The organism is Methylobacterium tarhaniae (assembly GCF_001043955.1).
In the GTDB taxonomy this organism is placed as follows: domain Bacteria; phylum Pseudomonadota; class Alphaproteobacteria; order Rhizobiales; family Beijerinckiaceae; genus Methylobacterium; species Methylobacterium tarhaniae.
The window spans coordinates 25,657-42,489 of record NZ_LABZ01000121.1 but is presented as its reverse complement, the minus strand read 5'-3'; the positions used below and the strand labels follow the sequence as shown (position 1 = coordinate 42,489).

Genomic DNA, 16,833 nt, shown 5'->3' with positions numbered 1-16,833 from the left:
TCTCGGGCTTCGGCTCGGGCTTCACGGCCGTCTCGACGGGCTTGCCGTCGGTCGCCTTCGCCTCGGCCTTGGCCTCGGTGGCCTTGCCCTTCCCGTCCTTCTCCTTGCGCTGGTAGTGCACGGTCATGCTGGAGCAGCGGATGGTGCTCTCGCCCTGCACCGCCACGACGTTGCCGGCGAAGACCGCCTTGCTCTCGCGGTCGAACACGTCGAGCCGGTCGGCATCGATCTTGATCGGCTCCTTGCCGCCGCCGCTGCCGAAGGCGCCGAAGCCGGAGCCGGCCTCCTTCTTCTTGGCGGCAGGAACAGGCGTCTCGGCCCGCGGGGCGGACGGGAGGGCGAGGGCGACGAGGGTCAGGCAGCCGAGCGCCGCGAGGGCCGGGAGACGGGGACGCACGGGCTCACTCGTCCTTGATCTGGGCCTCGGTGGTCCGCAGCGGCGGATCCTGGTCCGAGGGCGCATGGTTGGAGAAGACCGCCTTGACGTTGCCGACGAAGGAGATGGTCTTGCCGTTCTCGGTCACGTCGAGGCCGTCGGCCTTGATCGAGCCGGTCGGCATCGTGACGGTGACGGTCTCGCGCGAGGACATCGTGCCGGCCTTGAAGTCGACATGGGCCGAGGTCAGCCGCGCCTCCTGGCCTTTGTCTGTCCAGAGGCGGATGTGCTGGCTCAGGTCCAAAGCCTCCTTCTGGGTGTCGAAGATGCCGGCCGTCGCCTCGATATGGGCGAGCCCCCCCGATTCGTCGGTGGTGAGGCGGCCGAGCATGCTCTGCAGCTCGATCACGAAGGGCTTGCGCACGTCCTGGAGCGCGGCCTTCGCGGTGACGACGTAGGGCCGGTTGTCCTTCGAGCGGTAGCCCGACAGGCGCGGGCTCTCCATCGTCACCTTCGAGCCCGAGACGCCGATCGAGCCGAGGCTGACCGAGACGCCGAGATCGGCGAAGGGATTGAGCCAGGTGCCGACCACGATGGCGAGCCCCGCCGCGCCCGCGCCGAGGGGGATCGCGCGCCGCAGCCAGCGCACCTGGGCGCTGTGCCGGCGCGCCCGGGCATGCGCGCGCAGGCGCCGGGGATCGAGGCCCGGGGACGGGATCGCTTCGAGCGAGGAAGCTTGCAGCAAGGTCGTGGCCACCCGCGTCGTGCCGAGGTCCGGCGCGGAATGCGCGGGACTTTGGCGCCCCGCATGCTCCGGCCCGGTGTCGAAGTTATGGCCGGCAGGTTAACAGAACGGCGACGCTTCGTCCCGCGCTCAGCTATGCGCGAAGATGTCGGTCTCGTCCCATTCGAGCAGGTCGAGGCGGGCGCGGGTCGGCAGGAAGTCGAAGCAGGCCTGGGCGATGGCCGTGCGCTCCTCGCGGGCCAGCATCATGTCGAGCCGCTCGCGCAGGGCGTGGAGGTGGAGCACGTCGGAGGCCGCGTAGTCGATCTGCGCCTGGCTCAAGGTATCGGCGCCCCAATCGGAGGATTGCTGCTGCTTCGACAGGTCGACGCCGATCAGCTCGCGCACCAGGTCCTTCAGGCCGTGCCGGTCGGTATAGGTGCGCGCGAGCCGCGAGGCGATCTTGGTGCAGTAGACCGGGCCCGGCATCACGCCCAGGCGGTGGTACAGCACCGCGAGGTCGAAGCGGGCATAGTGAAAGATCTTGGTGACCGCCGGATCGGCCAGGACGCGCTTGAGCACCACCGGCTCTGGGCCGACCCTCGGGATCTGCACCAGGTCGGCCTCGCCGTCGCCGCGGGAGATCTGCACCACGCAGAGCCGGTCGCGGTGGGGCTGGAGGCCGAGCGTCTCGGTGTCGACCGCGATGGCCGGGCCCGGCACGTAATCGTCGGGCAGGTCGCCGCGGTGCAGGCGATGGGGCATGGGAAGGGCGTCCGGAGCAGCGGGAAGAGCTGCCCCGGCGCCTATCACCCCTCCCCTGGGCCGGCAAGGATGCGGGCCGTCAGGACTTCTGGCGGGCGATGACCTTGTCCTTGATGCCCTCGTACACGTTCGACGGCACGATCTTCTTCGACAGGAGCTCGTCCTTGCCGCGATAGGGCCGCCCCTTGATGATCGCCTCGGAGCGGGCCGCACCGATGCCCGACAGGGTCTCCAGCTCCTCCTTGGAGGCGCTGTTGAGATCGATGAGGGCCGGCTTGGCCGAGGGCGCGGCCTTCGGGGCCTCGGGGGCCTTCGGGGCCGCCGGCGTCGTGGGAGCCGGTGCGGCCGGCGCCGGCCGGGCCGTCGGGGTGGTGGAGGGCGCGGGGGTCTGGGCAAGGGCGGGGCCGGCGCCCAGAAGGGCGGCGACGGCCAGGGCGCGGGTCAGGCGGGAAAGACGCGTCATCGGGAAGCTCCGATCGTGCCGCCTTCCGGATTCCGGAGCGGCAGGCCCATCATGCGGACGCGGCCCTTGAACGGCGGCTTAATGGATGGATGACCCCGAGGAAGAGGTTTTCTCGTGCCGGTCCTCTAGCCAGGGCGGCGCGTCTCCTCTATAGACCCCGCTCCGATCAGGATCGCGACGCGCGCGGCGGCTCCGCCCGGGGCTTCCACGCGCCTGTTTTGTTGCACGGGAATTTGTTCCAATGGCCGTTCCGAAGCGAAAGACCTCCCCGTCGCGGCGCGGCATGCGCCGCTCCGCCGATGCCCTCAAGGCCCCGACCTACGTCGAGGACAAGGATTCCGGCGAGCTGCGCCGCCCGCACCACATCGACCTGAAGACCGGGATGTATCGCGGTCGCCAGGTGCTGAAGGTCAAGTCCGACGCGTGATCCGGCGTGGCGGCGCGCGTCGCGCCGCCGATGACCGGCACGGGATAACGGCGCCCCTCGCGGGCGCCGTTCTCGTTTGTGGGCCTCCTCCAGGCCGGGGAGCGGCATCGCGAGCCATCGGTCGGTCCAGGCATCCCGACCGGTCCCGCGCCCGGGAGGGCGCGCACCAGGAGCGGACCGAGGACCTCCCTGCGGCGGCGATCGTGACGATGCCGGCGACGCACGGATCCGAGGCCGCGACCGTGCAGGGGGCGCCGCCAGCGCCTGCTCGAACGGCTCGCCGCGCAGGAATGGTGCTGCCGGAGGTCGGGGAGCGGGAATCGGCGGCCGTTCGAAGGCCCGCAGCGTCGCGGATTTGCCGCGCCACGCAACGATCTCGTCCCGAGGCGAGTGGATGGGACGGCCAGGCCGGTTCCGGCTCGCGTCAGCCGCTATTCCCGACGGCCGCATACTGCGCCGAAGCCGACCGGGATCGGTCGAGGCGCGACGGCCGCAGCGTTCCGGTCGGCCCGTCGATCAGCTGAACCAGGAAGGTCGCCAGTGGCCGGGCCGGCACCACCCGGGCGGGTCCCTGCGTCCCGGTCGGGACGAGGGCCCGGCCGGGAACGTCCGGGTCCGGGACGGGCGTGTCGGTTTGGGACATGGCGGGGGCTCCGCGTGGCGACGATGCACTAACGCCGCAAGCCCCTTGCCGTATCCCCTCCCCGCCCGGCCCTCGTTTCGGCTCTACTTCTTCGCCAGGGCCTCGAGCCGGTTCTGCATCTCGAGCATCTGGCGCTTGAGGTCGTCCAGCTCGCCCTTCGGAGCGGCCGCCGCAGGGGCCGGGGCCTCGGCCGGCTTGTCGCCGGCGGGTTGCTGGCCGCCGGGGCCGAACGGCGTGAACATCCGCATGGCCTCGTTGAAGAAGCTCATGTTGGCGCGGACCTGCTCCTCCATCGCGTGCTGGAAGGCGGTGGGACCGAAGGTCTGGGACATCTTCTCGCGCAGGCCGTCCTGCTCGCGGGCGAGGTGATCCATCGAGTATTCGAGGAAGCTCGGCACCATCGCCCGCATGCTGTCGCCGTAGAAGCGGATCAGCTGGCGCAGGAAGGCCACCGGCAGCAGGTTCTCGGCGCCGGCCTTGTTCTCCTGCTCGAAGATGATCTGGGTCAGCACCGAGCGGGTGATGTCCTCGCCCGACTTGGCGTCGTAGACCACGAAATCCTCGCCGGCCTGCACCATGGCGGCGAGGTCCTCGAGCGTGACGTAGGTCGATGTGCCCGTGTGGTAGAGACGCCGGTTGGCGTACTTCTTGATGACGGTGGGTGTCGACTTGCCGCTCTCCGCCATCGGTGCGTGGCCTCCCTCTCTGCCAACCTCTTGGCGAACCCGGCGGGAACTGGACGGCGCCGGGCGAGCCGAATTTTCACCGGTTCTCATGAGTGGACCTTAAGGCCTTCGTGTGCTGGCGAAAATAGCAATCTGCGCGTCGTCCACGCAAACTGGCCGCGCTGCCAGGGCGGGAACCGGCCGTGCGCGTCTTGACTTCGCGCAGGGCAACGCTTTCATCCACCCCAAAGCACGCGGGGCCGAGCCGCCGGAAGCGGGCCGGCGGCACCCCGCGACGCTGGGAGCGGATCGAGAGGAGAGGCGCATGGCCGAGAAGGCAGATATCGTCATCGTGGGTGCCGCGCGCACGCCGGTGGGCTCGTTCAACGGAGCCTTCGCCACCGTGCCGGCCCACAAGCTCGGCGCGGTCGCCATCAAGGCGGCGCTGGAGCGGGCCAAGGTCTCCCCCGAGGAGGTCGACGAGGTGATCTTCGGCCAGGTGCTCGCCGCCGGCGAGGGCCAGAACCCGGCCCGCCAGGCCGCCATGGCCGCCGGCATCCCGCAGGAGAAGACCGCCTGGGGCCTCAACCAGCTCTGCGGCTCGGGCCTGCGCACCGTCGCGGTCGGCATGCAGCAGATCGCCAACGGCGACGCCGACATCATCGTGGCCGGCGGCCAGGAATCGATGTCGATGGCCCCGCACGCCCAGTACCTGCGCGGCGGCCAGAAGATGGGCGACCTCAAGCTCGTCGACACGATGCTGAAGGACGGCCTGATGGACGCCTTCAACGGCTACCACATGGGCAACACCGCCGAGAACATCGCCCAGCAGTGGCAGCTCACCCGCGAGGAGCAGGACGCCTTCGCGGCCCGCTCGCAGAACAAGGCCGAGGCCGCCAAGAAGGACGGCCGCTTCAAGGACGAGATCGCCCCCGTCACCGTGCCCGGCCGCAAGGGCGACGTGGTGGTCGATGCCGACGAGTACATCCGCGAGGGTGCGACCCCCGAGGGCATGGCCAAGCTGAAGCCGGCCTTCTCGAAGGACGGCACGGTCACCGCCGGCAACGCCTCGGGCATCAACGACGGCGCCGCCGCCCTGGTGCTGATGTCGGCGGCGGAGGCCGAGAGGCGCGGCCTGAAGCCGCTCGCCCGCATCGCCTCCTGGGCCACCGCCGGCGTCGACCCGAAGATCATGGGCACCGGCCCGATCCCGGCCTCGCGCAAGGCCCTCGAGAAGGCGGGCTGGAAGGCCTCCGACCTCGACCTGATCGAGGCCAACGAGGCCTTCGCGGCCCAGGCGCTCGCGGTCAACAAGGACCTCGGCTTCGACGATTCGAAGGTGAACGTGAACGGCGGCGCCATCGCCATCGGCCACCCGATCGGCGCGTCCGGCGCCCGCGTCCTCGTCACCCTGCTGCACGAGATGCAGCGCCGCGACGCCAAGAAGGGCCTCGCCACCCTGTGCATCGGCGGCGGCATGGGCGTCGCCATGTGCCTCGAGCGCTGAAGTCGCGCTGAAATATCACCTTGTAATCAGGGGGTGGCCGGGAGCCCGGCCACCCCACTAAAGTTAGCCTTTGAAGAAGCGGGACAGCACCCGCCTTCGTTGTGGAACGGCCGCATTCCGTAAAGTATCCACGGAGTGCGCCGAGGGATGGATCGCTCGAACGCTCATCAAGCGCTCATCAAGGAGAGGGCACATGGCAGAACGCGTCGCACTGGTCACCGGCGGCACCCGCGGCATCGGCGCTGCGATCTCGAAAGGCCTCAAGGAGGCCGGCTACAAGGTGGCGGCCAATTACGGCGGCAACGACGACGCTGCCCAGGCCTTCAAGGCCGAGACCGGCATCCCGGTCTTCAAGTTCGACGTCGGCGACGCCGCGGCCTGCGAGGCCGGCATCCGCGCGGCCGAGGCCGAGCTCGGCCCGATCGACATCCTGGTCAACAATGCCGGCATCACCCGCGACGGCATGTTCCACAAGATGACCTTCGAGCAGTGGCAGGCGGTGATCCGCACCAACCTCGACTCGATGTTCACCTGCACCCGTCCGCTGATCGACGGCATGCGCTCGCGGGGCTTCGGCCGCATCATCCTGATCTCGTCCATCAACGGCCAGAAGGGCCAGATGGGCCAGACCAACTACTCCGCCGCCAAGGCCGGCGTGATCGGCTTCGCCAAGGCGCTGGCGCAGGAGAACGCCAACAAGGGCATCACCGTCAACGTGATCGCCCCGGGCTACATCGCCACCGAGATGGTCAAGGCGATCCCTGCCGACGTGCTGAAGGCCAAGATCCTGCCGCACATCCCGGTCGGCCGCCTCGGCGAGGCCGAGGAGATCGCCCGCGCGGTCGAGTTCCTGGCCGGCGAGCAGGCGGGCTTCATCACCGGCTCGACGCTGACCATCAACGGCGGCCAGTACTTCGCGTGATCGGGGTGGGGCGTCCCGGGTGGGGCGCCCCTTCTCCGTTTGAGTCGGTCCGCTTACGATCGGGTGGCAGCGGGAGCGTGCTTAGCTCTTGTCAGCGGAGCATACAGCTTCAGCCGCTCGTAGACATACTGACTATGTGCATCTGATTTGCTTGGTGGGGTCGAAATTCGCCTGCCTCGAAATACCTTACTGGTTGCACAAGCGGCTATTGCCGCTATATAACTGGTAGGTATTGCGAGGAACCGCATGTTAGTTGTCTTGAACGATCCAGCCAATCGGCATATCGCAATTAACCCTGAATATGTATCTTCAGTCGAATACAATGTTCATGACGCAAACAAGCGACCAGTGAGCAGGATTGTATTCAATTACCAGAATTCCGATGGCTCGCCGAGGGATCTACTAGTTCTTGGGACAGTCGAAGAAATTGCAAGGCTTTTGAACAAGGCGGGAAAATCCTAAGGCCATACCCTATGCGCCGCCACACATAGGTGCGCTAAATTCGGAATCGCGGGGGAGGAGCTGAAAAACTGGTCAGCCTCCCTCGCGTTTTAGCCCTGCCATCAATGCCTGAGAGCAGGGCCCATTCTCCTCACTGCGTCAGCGGGCACCCGCTCGCCTTGGCCGACAGGAACGCCTTGTCGCCCGGAATCGTCGCCAGCAGCTTGTAATAGTCCCACGGCGCCTTCGACTCGGCCGGCGACTTGACCTGGAACAGGTACATGTCGTGGACCATGCGGCCGTTGGCCTGCACCTTGCCGCCGCGGCCGAAGAAGTCGTCGACGGGCAATTCGCGCATCTTGGCCGCGACCGCGTCGGTGTCGTCGGTGCCGGCGGCCTTCACGGCCTTGAGGTAGTGCGTGACCGACGAGTAGGTGCCGGCCTGGATCATGTTCGGCATCTTGCCGGTCTTGGCCATGTAGCGCTTGGCGAAAGCCCGGGATTGGTCGTCGAGGTCCCAGTAATAGCCCTCCGTCAGCACGATGCCCTGCGCCGCCTTGAGGCCGAGGCCGTGCACCTCGGCCAGGGTGAACAGCAGGGCCGCGAGGCGCTGGCCGCCCTGGACGATGCCGAATTCCGCCGCCTGCTTGATCGCGTTCGCGGTGTCGAGGCCGGCATTGGCGAGCCCGATGATCTTGGCGCCCGAGCCTTGGGCCTGGAGCAGGAACGAGGAGAAATCCTGCGCACTCAAGGGGTGGCGCACCGCGCCCACCACCTTGCCGCCCTTCTGGGTCACGTATTGGGTCACGTCGGCCTGGAGCGCCGAGCCGAAGGCGTAATCGGCGGTGAGGAAGAACCAGGTGTCGCCGCCGGTCTCGACCAGCGAGCCGCCGGTGCCGACCGCCAGCGCGTGGGTGTCGTAGGCCCAGTGGAAACCGTATGGCGTGCACTGCTTGCCGGTGAGGTCCGACGTGGCGGCGCCGTCGACGATGGTGATCTTGCGCTTCTCCTTCGACAGGCCCTGCACCGCGAGCGCCACCGAGGAGGTGGTCAGCTCCATGATCGCATCGACACGATCGGTGTCGTACCATTGCCGGGCAACGTTCGAGGCGATGTCCGGCTTGTTCTGGTGGTCGGCATCGACGATCTGCACCGGCACGTCGAGGACCTTGCCCCCGAAATCCTCGACCGCCATCTTCGCCGCCTCGACCGAGCCGCGACCGCCGAAATCGGCGTAGACGCCGGACTGGTCGTTGAGGATGCCGATCTTCACCACGCCGTCGGAGGCGCCCTTCTGGGCGGTCTGCGCCTGCGCGGCGAGTGCGAAGCAGAGACCGGCGGCGAGCGCAGTGGTGCGGGCGAGCGCCCGGCTCAAGCGTGTCATGGTGTTCCTCCCCGGCCGACGTTGCGGCCGCATCCCTGGTACCTGTACCAAATGGCAGGTAGGGCGGTGCCGGGGCGGGAATCAAGCGGCGTCCCGGCCCTCCTCCCCCCGTCTTTCGCAGCACGGCCAAGTTGGTCCAGGGCGAGTGCTGCCTTTTGGGTGCACGGCTCCCTATATGGGCCTATAAGGCGCCCGCGGCGCGCGCCACTACCGTTACGATCGATCGCAGGTTCACGATGCTGGGTTCCCTTGCCAAGAAGATCTTCGGGTCGTCCAACGACCGCCGGGTGAAGGGATACCGACCCCGCGTCCAGGCCATCAACGCCCTCGAGCCCGAGCTGGCCGCCCTGTCCGACGAAGCCCTGCGCGCCCGCACCGATGCGCTCAAGGCCGAGCTCGGCGCCGGCAAGACCCTCGACGACATCCTGGTCCCGGCCTTCGCCACGGTGCGCGAGGCGGCCAAGCGCGTGCTCGGCCAGCGCCATTTCGACGTGCAGATGATCGGCGGCATGGTGCTGCACGAGAGCGGCATCGCCGAGATGAAGACCGGCGAGGGCAAGACCCTGGTGGCGACGCTGGCCACCTATCTCAACGCCCTGTCGGGCAAGGGCGTCCACGTCGTCACCGTCAACGACTACCTCGCCCGCCGCGACGCGGAATGGATGGGCCGGGTCTACCGCTTCCTCGGCCTCTCGACCGGCATCATCGTCCACGGCCTCGACGACGTCGAGCGCAAGGCGGCCTATGCCTGCGACATCACCTACGGCACCAACAACGAATACGGCTTCGACTACCTGCGCGACAACATGAAGTACGAGCTGGGCCAGATGGTCCAGCGCGGCCACAACTTCGCGATCGTCGACGAGGTCGATTCGATCCTGATCGACGAAGCGCGCACGCCGCTCATCATCTCCGGCCCGATCGACGACCGCTCCGACCTCTACACCGCCATCGACGCGGTGATGCCGCGCCTGGTGCGCGAGGATTACGACCTCGACGAGAAGCAGCGCACGGTCTCGCTGACCGAGAACGGCAACGAGCACATCGAGGAGCTGCTGCGCGAGGCCGGCATCCTCAAGGAGGGCGACCTCTACGACGCGCACAACGTGACGCTGGTCCACCACGTCAACCAGGCGCTTCGCGCCCACACCCTGTTCACGCGGGACAAGGACTACATCGTCCGCAACGACGAGGTGGTGATCATCGACGAGTTCACCGGCCGCATGATGCCCGGCCGGCGCTACTCGGAGGGGCTGCACCAGGCGCTCGAGGCCAAGGAGCGGGTGGCGATCCAGCCCGAGAACCAGACGCTCGCCTCGATCACGTTCCAGAACTACTTCCGCCTCTACAAGAAGCTCGCCGGCATGACCGGCACCGCCTCGACCGAGGCCGACGAGTTCCAGGAGATCTACAACCTCGAAGTGGTCGAGATCCCGACCAACAAGGAGGTCGAGCGCGTCGACGAGGACGACGAGGTCTACCGCACCGTCGACGAGAAATACGCCGCGATCATCAAGGAGGTCGACAAGGCGCATTCGCGCCTGCAGCCGGTGCTGGTCGGCACCGGGTCGATCGAGCGCTCGGAGCACCTCGCCGGCCTCCTGGTCAAGCACGGCTACAAGCCGCTCGACTACAGCGACCCGTCGGCGCTGGAGGACGTCTACGCGGCGGCCCGCGAGGGCCGGGTGACCAAGCGCTTCGCGGTGCTGAACGCCCGCTTCCACGAGCAGGAAGCCTATATCGTGGCCGAGGCGGGCGTTCCCGGCGCGATCACCATCGCCACCAACATGGCCGGCCGCGGCACCGACATCAAGCTCGGCGGCAACCTCGACATGCGCATCGAGCAGGAGCTGGCCGGCGTGCCGGAGGGTCCGGAGCGCGATGCCCGCATCGCCGGCCTGAAAGCCGAGATCGAGCAGAATCGCGCCCGTGTGCTGGCCTCGGGCGAGCCCGCCGACCCGGCGGCGGGCCGGAAGACCGCCCTGCCCGGCGGACTCTACATCGTCGGCACCGAGCGCAACGAGAGCCGGCGCATCGACAACCAGCTCCGCGGCCGCTCCGGCCGCCAGGGCGATCCCGGCCGCTCGAAGTTCTACCTCTCGCTTCAGGACGACCTGATGCGGATCTTCGGCTCCGACCGCATGGACGGCATGCTCCAGCGCCTCGGGCTCGAGGAGGGCGAGGCGATCATCCACCCCTGGATCAACAAGGCGATCGCCAAGGCGCAGCAGAAGGTCGAAGCGCGCAACTTCGACATGCGCAAGAACGTGCTGAAGTACGACAACGTCATGAACGACCAGCGCAAGGTCGTGTTCGAGCAGCGCCGTGATTTCATGGCGCAGGACAGCGTGCGCGAGACCGTCGACGAGATGCGCCAGGGCGTGATCGAAGACATCGTGGCGCGCCACGTGCCGGAGGATGCCTATCCGGAGCAGTGGGACATCGCGGGCCTGCGCGAGAGCGTGACGCGCGACCTCAACCTCGACGTCCCGGTCGAGGAGTGGGCCAAGGAAGAGGGCATCGCCGACGAGGAGATCCGCGAGCGCCTGCGCAAGGCGGCCGACGAGGCTTACGCCGAGCGCACCACCCGCAACACGCCGGAGGTGATGGCCTATGTCGAGAAGCAGGTCCTGCTCCAGAGCCTCGACCATCTCTGGCGCGAGCACCTCGTCACCCTCGACCACCTGCGCCAGGTGATCGGCTGGCGCGGCATCGCCCAGCGCGACCCGCTCAACGAGTACAAGTCGGAGGCGTTCGACCTCTTCAACAGCCTGGTGGGCTCCCTGCGCGAGCAGGTGACCGGCCAGCTGATGCGGGTCGAGATCCTATACCAGGAGCCGGAGCAGCCGAGCCTCCCGCCGATGTTCGCCCAGCACCTCGACCCCGTCACCGGGGAGAACGAGTTCGCCTTCGCGGAGGGCGCGGCGGGCGGCGGCGGCGGTGCCTACGAGTTCGCCGGCCAAGCGCTTGCCGCCGACGCGCCGGTGCTGGAGCGCAACCCCGACGACGCGACGACCTGGGGCCGGGTCGGCCGCAACGAACCCTGCCCCTGCGGCTCGGGCAAGAAGTACAAGCACTGCCACGGCCGCTTCGCCGCGGAGGTGTAGTCGTCGCAAAGACGATGCCCTGAAAGGCTCGCGCGTGAATCCTTCCCCCGAACTCAGGCTTGCCCGAGTTCGGGGGAAGGATTCGGGTGCCGCGCCTCTCACATTCCCCGCATCCGGCTATCCAGGAAGGCCTGCACGCTTCCGACGTGCCCGGCCATGCGCTCGTTCACGCACATCGTCACGGTGGTGCCGTAATAGAGCATCCCGTGACCCTTCTGCTTGTGGCACTCGTAGACCGGCTTGGCATAGAGGCCGGCGGCGAGAAGGACCGGCAGGGCCAGCACCTTGGCCAATGTCGCGAGGCCGCCGAGCCAGCCGCGGCCCGGCGGCCGGGTGGCCGGCACGAGGACGATCTCGATGGTCCGCGCCGGGCCATCGTCGCAACGGGCCGACATCCCGGATCCCGGCGCGAAACGATGAGGCACGCGGTCGGGCACGGTCATCGGCGCGGATGACGGAACGACAGCGCCGCGGGTCTCGGCGATCATCCTGCGGAAATCGGCGGTCGTCAGAGCCATCGCTGAACCTCATCCCGAAGTGAGGCGGACTATGCCTCGGTCGTCGGGATCTCTGCGTCCAGCGTGCCAATGGAAACCATATGAAAACCATGCCGCAACGGCACATATCGCTGGGGCAATGGACGAGGCGCAGGGACCGTCCGGTCCATCCGCGCCCTGACTGTTCCAGAACGGGGCAGGCCGGACGCCCCGCGCGTTCCGCTCACGCCCCGTCGGTCAGCCGCTTCTCGTAGCGCCAGGCGGTGGTACCGTCCTCGTAATAGTCCGGCACGGTCTCGAAGCGGTGGTAGCCGCTGCGCTCGTAGAGGCGGATGCCGGCCCCGTTATCCTCGCGCACCTCCAGCCGCAGGGTGTCGCACCCTCGGGCCAGGACCTCGGCCTCGGCGGCATCGAGCAGCACCCGGCCGAGGCCCGTGCCGGCCCGGCTCGGCGCCACCGCGATCGAGGACAGCCGGGCGCGCCGGCTGCCGCGGCGGCGCTCGATCGTGGCGGCGCCGACCAGCACCGCGTCGTCGAGGGCGACGAGCAGCGAGATCGACGGCGACCCGATGGCGTGGCGGATCGCCCGGCGCTCCGCCCGATCGGTGGCGAAGGCCGCGACCTCGAGCGCCATCAGGGCGTCGAGGTCCTGGCGGAGCGCCGGCCGGATCGTGACGGCCGACGAGCGGGCGGGGTGACCGCTCACGCGGCCATCCACGGATAGGTCCAGGTCTCGGTCAGGGTCTGGCCGCGGGCACGCAGGAAGGCGCGCAGCTCGGTCGACTGGCCGGGCTGGTCGAGCCGCACGTCGATCGCGGCGCGGAATCCCTTCACGTGGAGGTTGGGCACCAGCGAGACCGCCATGATCTTGCCCTGCGTCGTCGAGGGCACGATCTCGACCGCTTTCGGGTCGGAGAGCCAATAGGCGAGGTCACCGCCCGAGAAGTCGACGAGGAAGCGCCGGGTGCGCGGCTCGCTGGCGTCAGTCGTGCCGCCGCTCGCCGTGGTGCGGGCGACGTAGGTGTTCACCACGCGGCCGCCGGGATGCAGGTCGTCGGTCTCGGCGAGCGCCCGGATCTTGTAGGACAGTTCCACCGCCTCGCCGGGCTTGTAGGGCTGCTTCGGCTGCCAGGAGGCCACGATGTTGTCGTGGGTCTCGTTCTCGGTCGGCAGTTCGACGAGGCGCACCGTGCCCTCGCCCCACTCGCCCTGCGGCTCGACCCAGTAGCCGGGACGGCGGTGGTAGAACGCTTCGAGGTCCTGGTAATCCTCGAACACCCGGTCGCGCTGCATCAGCCCGAAGCCCTTCGGGTTGCGGTCCTCGAAGGCCGAGATGCAGCGCTCCTTGGGGTTGCGCAAGGGGCGCCAGATCCACTCGCCGCCGCCGGACTGCATCAGGAGCCCGTCGGAATCGTGCAGTTCGGGGCGGTAATCGTCCGAGTGGTGGCGGTCGTTCTCGCCGATGAAGAACATCGAGGTCAGCGGCGCGATGCCGACCGTCGCCACTTCGCGGCGCGGAATGAGCGTGCAGCGCACGTCGACCACGGTCTCGTCGCCCGGATAGACCAGGAACTGGAACGCGCCGGTGCAGGACGGCCCGTCGAGGAGGGCGTAGATCACCGCCCGGTCGGCGCCCTTGGGCGGCATCTCGATCCAGAACTCGCGGAAGACCGGGAATTCCTCCGGCCCGCCGACGCCCTCGACATTGACCGCGAGCCCCCTCGCCGAGAGCCCGTAGAGCTGGTCGCGGCCGAGGAAGCGGTAGTAGCTGGCGCCGAGGAACGCGATCAGCTCGTCGAGCACGCCCGGCTTGTTGAGCGGATAATGGAGCCGGAAGCCCGCGAAGCCGAGATTGACCGGCAACGGCTTGTCGATGGTGGTGCGGCCGTAATCGAACAGGCCGGGCTGGTAGGGGATCGGCGTCGGCACGCCGTCGCGCACCACGTTCACGGTCACCGGCCGCGTATACAGAAAGCCGAGATGGAACAGCTGCAGCCGGAACGGCCCGTCCTGGTCGCCGAGCAGCGCCTTGTCGGGCCGGAAGCGGATGTCGCGCCAGGCATCGTAGTCGAGGGAGGCGAGCGGCGCCGGCAGCGGCGCCACGGTCGCCTCGAAGGGCGCGCCGGCGAGCGCGCGCGCCCGGCGGACCACCTCGTCGAAGCGGAAGCGGGCCGAGCCCGACGGGGCCGGGCTCGGGCCCGGCGGCGGCAGGGCGCTCGGGCCGGGCTGGGTCGGCCCGACCTGGGCGGAGGCCGCCCCGGTCAGGGCGGCGGAGGAGAGCAGGCCGGCAAGCAGCGCGCGGCGCGAGGGTGCGATGGTCATGGTGGTCCGAATATAAGGCGCGCGTCCTGAACGCGCGGGCGCGTCGCCGCGCTGAATGGCCCGTCCGGCGCCACTTGAGAAGGCCCCGCGACGTGACGCTGTCTCCCTTGCGCCGGGCCCTGCCCGTGTCGCGGGCGCCACGCCGGGGAAATCCGGCGAAAATCCGCCGGACGGGGGTTGCGGACGGGGGCCATGGTCCGTATCTACCGCCTTGCCCAATTTCGCACGTGCCTGTGGCCGCGTGCCGGTTGGTGGGCATCCGGACAAGAGGCCGGACAGCCGCCAGGGGTCTTAAAGGATCGATGGCCGGGAAGGGTGGATCCCTCCGGCCGGCATCCAGGTGGCGACACCGGACCCCGACAACAACCGGCAGCCGGAGGCAAAACCGGCGAACCCCGCTCTCCACGGGGGACGCAGCTTAAAGCAACGACGAACGGGCTTTTTTGGTCTCGTCGGCCCTCCAAAGGCCGACACCGAAGAGGCTTGTTTCTCCTTGCCCCGAGTGCGGATCGGGTTTCCCCGTTCCAAGCAAAGGCAGCTTCCGGGTGCTCTGCGCCCGCGTCGCACGGCGTGTCTCCACAGCACGTCCGCGCCGCGTCGCATCGCCCCCTGACGCCGGACGGCCGACGCGCGCCGTCTTGATCTCGACTTCGGGTTCCCGCGGGAGCCCTCTCGAACCTTTGGTGGGGCTGATCATGACCGATCGCATCCGCGATTTCCTGCGCGTGCGCCGTGAACTCGGCCGGGACGAGGGTCCCGTGATGGTCCTCGACCTCGATGTCGTGCGCGACAACTACACCGCCTTCGCCCGCGCCCTGCCGGACACGAGGGTGTTCTACGCCGTCAAGGCGAACCCGGCTCCCGAGGTGCTGCGCGCGCTCGCCGAGATGGGCTCGTGCTTCGACACCGCCTCGGTGGTCGAGATCCAGATGGCCCTCTCCGCCGGCGCCACCGCCGACCGCGTGTCGTTCGGCAACACCATCAAGAAGGAGCGCTGCATCGCCCGCGCGCTGCAGCTCGGCGTGAGGCTCTTCGCCGTCGACTGCCAGGCCGAGGTCGACAAGATCGCCCGCGCCGCCGACGCGGTCAAGGTCGCCCGCGAGGACGTGCAGGTGTTCTGCCGCATCCTGTGCGACGGCGCCGGCGCCGAGTGGCCTTTGTCGCGCAAGTTCGGCTGCGTGCCGGAGATGGCGGTGGACGTGCTCGAGCACGCCTACCGGGCGGGGATGCATGCCTACGGCGTGTCCTTCCACGTCGGCTCGCAGCAGGGCAACACGGAAGCCTGGGACGGGGCGCTCGCCTCCGCCTCGATGATCTTCCGTGAATGCGCCGAGCGCGGCATCCATCTCTCGATGGTCAATCTCGGCGGCGGCTTCCCGACCCGGTACCTCAAGGCGGTGCCGGGCGTGGAATCCTACGGCGACGCGATCTTCCGGGCGCTGACCAAGCATTTCGGCAACCAGCTGCCGGAGACGATCATCGAGCCGGGCCGCGGCATGGTCGGCAATGCCGGCATGATCGAGGCCGAGGTCGTCCTGGTCTCGCAGAAGTCCGACGCCGCCGACGAGGTGCGGTGGGTCTATCTCGACATCGGCAAGTTCGGCGGCCTCGCCGAGACGATGGACGAGTCGATCCGCTACCGCATCGTCACCGAGCGCGACGAGGACCGCACGGTGCCCTGCGTGCTCGCCGGCCCGACCTGCGACTCGGCCGACGTGCTCTACGAGAAGACCCCCTACCCGCTGCCGATCTCGCTGGCGATCGGCGACAAGGTGCTGATCGAGGGTGCGGGCGCCTACACCACCACCTACGCGGCGGTGGCGTTCAACGGCTTCCCGCCGCTCCAGTCCTACGTGATCTGACGATCGGCGCCGTCGGGCGCCGACCTTTCGGAACGACGCGCCGGGTCGCCCGTTATCGGGGCCCCGGCGCGCCCGCGCCTCCATCCACATCTTCCTAGTCCCGGACGGCCCGCCGCGTGCGGCGGGTGCGAGGGCTGTCCTTTGCCCGTTTTCTGTGAGTTTCGGGAGGGTACGGCCGTGATCCAGATCCGCGACGAGCGCGCCGCCGACATCGCCGCCCGCGAGCACCTGCTCGACCTGTGCTTCGGCGAGGCCCGCTTCACCAAGACCTGCGAGCGCCTGCGCGAGGGGCGCCTTCCGGCGGACGGCCTCGCCCTCGTCGTCGAGATGGACGGCCGCCTGGTCGCCACCGTGCGGCTGTGGGACGTCGATGCCGGCGGCATTCCCGCCCTGATGCTCGGCCCGATCGCGGTCGATCCGGCCCTGCACGGGCTCGGCATCGGCAATCGGCTGATGCGGGAGGCGCTGTCCCGCGCGGCGTCGCTCGGCCACCGGGCGGTGATCCTGGTGGGCGATGCGCCCTACTACGCCCGCTTCGGCTTCACCCGCGACCGGGTCGGGACCTTGAGCCTGCCCGGCCCCTACGCGCCGGAGCGGTTCCTGGCCCTCGACCTCGTGCCCGGCGCCCTCGACGGCGCGAACGGCATGGTGCGGGCGACCGGGCGGCCGGTGCCGAGCACGCTGCCGGGGGAGGAGTTCCGCGTCGCGGCGTGAGTCGGTGAGGCACT

At 68.9% G+C, this 16,833-nt stretch carries 16 protein-coding genes; 6 read left to right on the top strand and 10 right to left on the bottom strand.

Annotated elements, in window-relative coordinates:
- From VQ03_RS16860 to VQ03_RS16845, 4 genes are all read right to left on the bottom strand, one after another.
- Nucleotides 1–397: LptA/OstA family protein (locus VQ03_RS16860; RefSeq protein WP_048452052.1), on the bottom strand; the 397-nt coding region annotated here is incomplete at its 3' end.
- 4 nt (nt 398–401) lie between these two features.
- Entirely contained in the window at nt 402–1,133 is a 732-nt protein-coding gene (gene lptC / locus VQ03_RS16855) for an LPS export ABC transporter periplasmic protein LptC (RefSeq protein WP_245292108.1), read from the bottom strand.
- 117 nt (nt 1,134–1,250) lie between these two features.
- Complete coding sequence (locus VQ03_RS16850; RefSeq protein WP_048452051.1) at nt 1,251–1,865, bottom strand: ribonuclease D; 615 nt, start codon at nt 1,863–1,865, stop codon at nt 1,251–1,253.
- Nucleotides 1,866–1,944: 79 nt separating this feature from the next.
- Complete coding sequence (locus VQ03_RS16845; protein WP_048452050.1) at nt 1,945–2,328, bottom strand: ComEA family DNA-binding protein; 384 nt, start codon at nt 2,326–2,328, stop codon at nt 1,945–1,947.
- Nucleotides 2,329–2,569: 241 nt separating this feature from the next.
- Here VQ03_RS16845 and rpmF point away from each other — a divergent pair, with 241 nt between their 5' ends.
- The gene (gene rpmF / locus VQ03_RS16840; protein ID WP_048425702.1) at nt 2,570–2,755 is read left to right on the top strand and encodes a 50S ribosomal protein L32; all 186 of its coding nucleotides are present in this window, start codon (nt 2,570–2,572) and stop codon (nt 2,753–2,755) included.
- Nucleotides 2,756–3,179: 424 nt separating this feature from the next.
- On the opposite strand, the gene VQ03_RS16835 is transcribed toward rpmF, so the two are convergent.
- Both VQ03_RS16835 and phaR read right to left on the bottom strand, forming a co-directional pair.
- Complete coding sequence (locus tag VQ03_RS16835; RefSeq protein WP_048452049.1) at nt 3,180–3,398, bottom strand: hypothetical protein; 219 nt, start codon at nt 3,396–3,398, stop codon at nt 3,180–3,182.
- A gap of 83 nt (nt 3,399–3,481) precedes the next feature.
- On the bottom strand, nt 3,482–4,084 hold the full coding sequence (gene phaR / locus VQ03_RS16830) for a polyhydroxyalkanoate synthesis repressor PhaR (RefSeq protein WP_048452048.1): 603 nt from the start codon (nt 4,082–4,084) through the stop codon (nt 3,482–3,484).
- Nucleotides 4,085–4,388: 304 nt separating this feature from the next.
- Between phaR and VQ03_RS16825 the strand changes: the two genes are divergently transcribed.
- Both VQ03_RS16825 and phbB read left to right on the top strand, forming a co-directional pair.
- Complete coding sequence (locus VQ03_RS16825) at nt 4,389–5,570, top strand: acetyl-CoA C-acetyltransferase (protein WP_048452047.1); 1,182 nt, start codon at nt 4,389–4,391, stop codon at nt 5,568–5,570.
- A 193-nt stretch (nt 5,571–5,763) separates the two neighbouring features.
- Nucleotides 5,764–6,492: an acetoacetyl-CoA reductase gene (phbB, locus tag VQ03_RS16820; protein WP_048452046.1), complete on the top strand. Its 729-nt coding sequence runs from the start codon at nt 5,764–5,766 to the stop codon at nt 6,490–6,492.
- A 592-nt stretch (nt 6,493–7,084) separates the two neighbouring features.
- Here the strand turns inward: phbB and VQ03_RS16815 are convergent.
- Nucleotides 7,085–8,317, bottom strand: a complete 1,233-nt coding sequence (locus tag VQ03_RS16815; protein WP_048452045.1) for an ABC transporter substrate-binding protein — start codon at nt 8,315–8,317, stop codon at nt 7,085–7,087.
- A gap of 236 nt (nt 8,318–8,553) precedes the next feature.
- Between VQ03_RS16815 and secA the strand changes: the two genes are divergently transcribed.
- Nucleotides 8,554–11,424, top strand: coding sequence for a preprotein translocase subunit SecA (secA, locus tag VQ03_RS16810; protein ID WP_048452044.1), 2,871 nt, complete (start codon nt 8,554–8,556; stop codon nt 11,422–11,424).
- A 98-nt stretch (nt 11,425–11,522) separates the two neighbouring features.
- On the opposite strand, the gene VQ03_RS16805 is transcribed toward secA, so the two are convergent.
- The 3 genes from VQ03_RS16805 to VQ03_RS16795 form a co-directional block, all read right to left on the bottom strand.
- Nucleotides 11,523–11,819, bottom strand: coding sequence for a hypothetical protein (locus VQ03_RS16805; RefSeq protein ID WP_157064136.1), 297 nt, complete (start codon nt 11,817–11,819; stop codon nt 11,523–11,525).
- Nucleotides 11,820–12,144: 325 nt separating this feature from the next.
- Nucleotides 12,145–12,627, bottom strand: a complete 483-nt coding sequence (locus VQ03_RS16800) for a GNAT family N-acetyltransferase (protein WP_245292107.1) — start codon at nt 12,625–12,627, stop codon at nt 12,145–12,147.
- Nucleotides 12,624–14,243, bottom strand: a complete 1,620-nt coding sequence (locus tag VQ03_RS16795; protein ID WP_048452041.1) for an OpgD/OpgG family glucan biosynthesis protein — start codon at nt 14,241–14,243, stop codon at nt 12,624–12,626. The genes VQ03_RS16800 and VQ03_RS16795 overlap by 4 nt, the downstream gene beginning before the upstream one ends.
- A gap of 695 nt (nt 14,244–14,938) precedes the next feature.
- Here VQ03_RS16795 and VQ03_RS16790 point away from each other — a divergent pair.
- Together VQ03_RS16790 and VQ03_RS16785 are read left to right on the top strand one after the other, a co-directional pair.
- The gene (locus VQ03_RS16790) at nt 14,939–16,105 is read left to right on the top strand and encodes a type III PLP-dependent enzyme (RefSeq protein ID WP_048452056.1); all 1,167 of its coding nucleotides are present in this window, start codon (nt 14,939–14,941) and stop codon (nt 16,103–16,105) included.
- A gap of 177 nt (nt 16,106–16,282) precedes the next feature.
- Nucleotides 16,283–16,819, top strand: a complete 537-nt coding sequence (locus tag VQ03_RS16785) for a GNAT family N-acetyltransferase (RefSeq protein ID WP_048452040.1) — start codon at nt 16,283–16,285, stop codon at nt 16,817–16,819.
- Nucleotides 16,820–16,833: the final 14 nt, after the last annotated feature.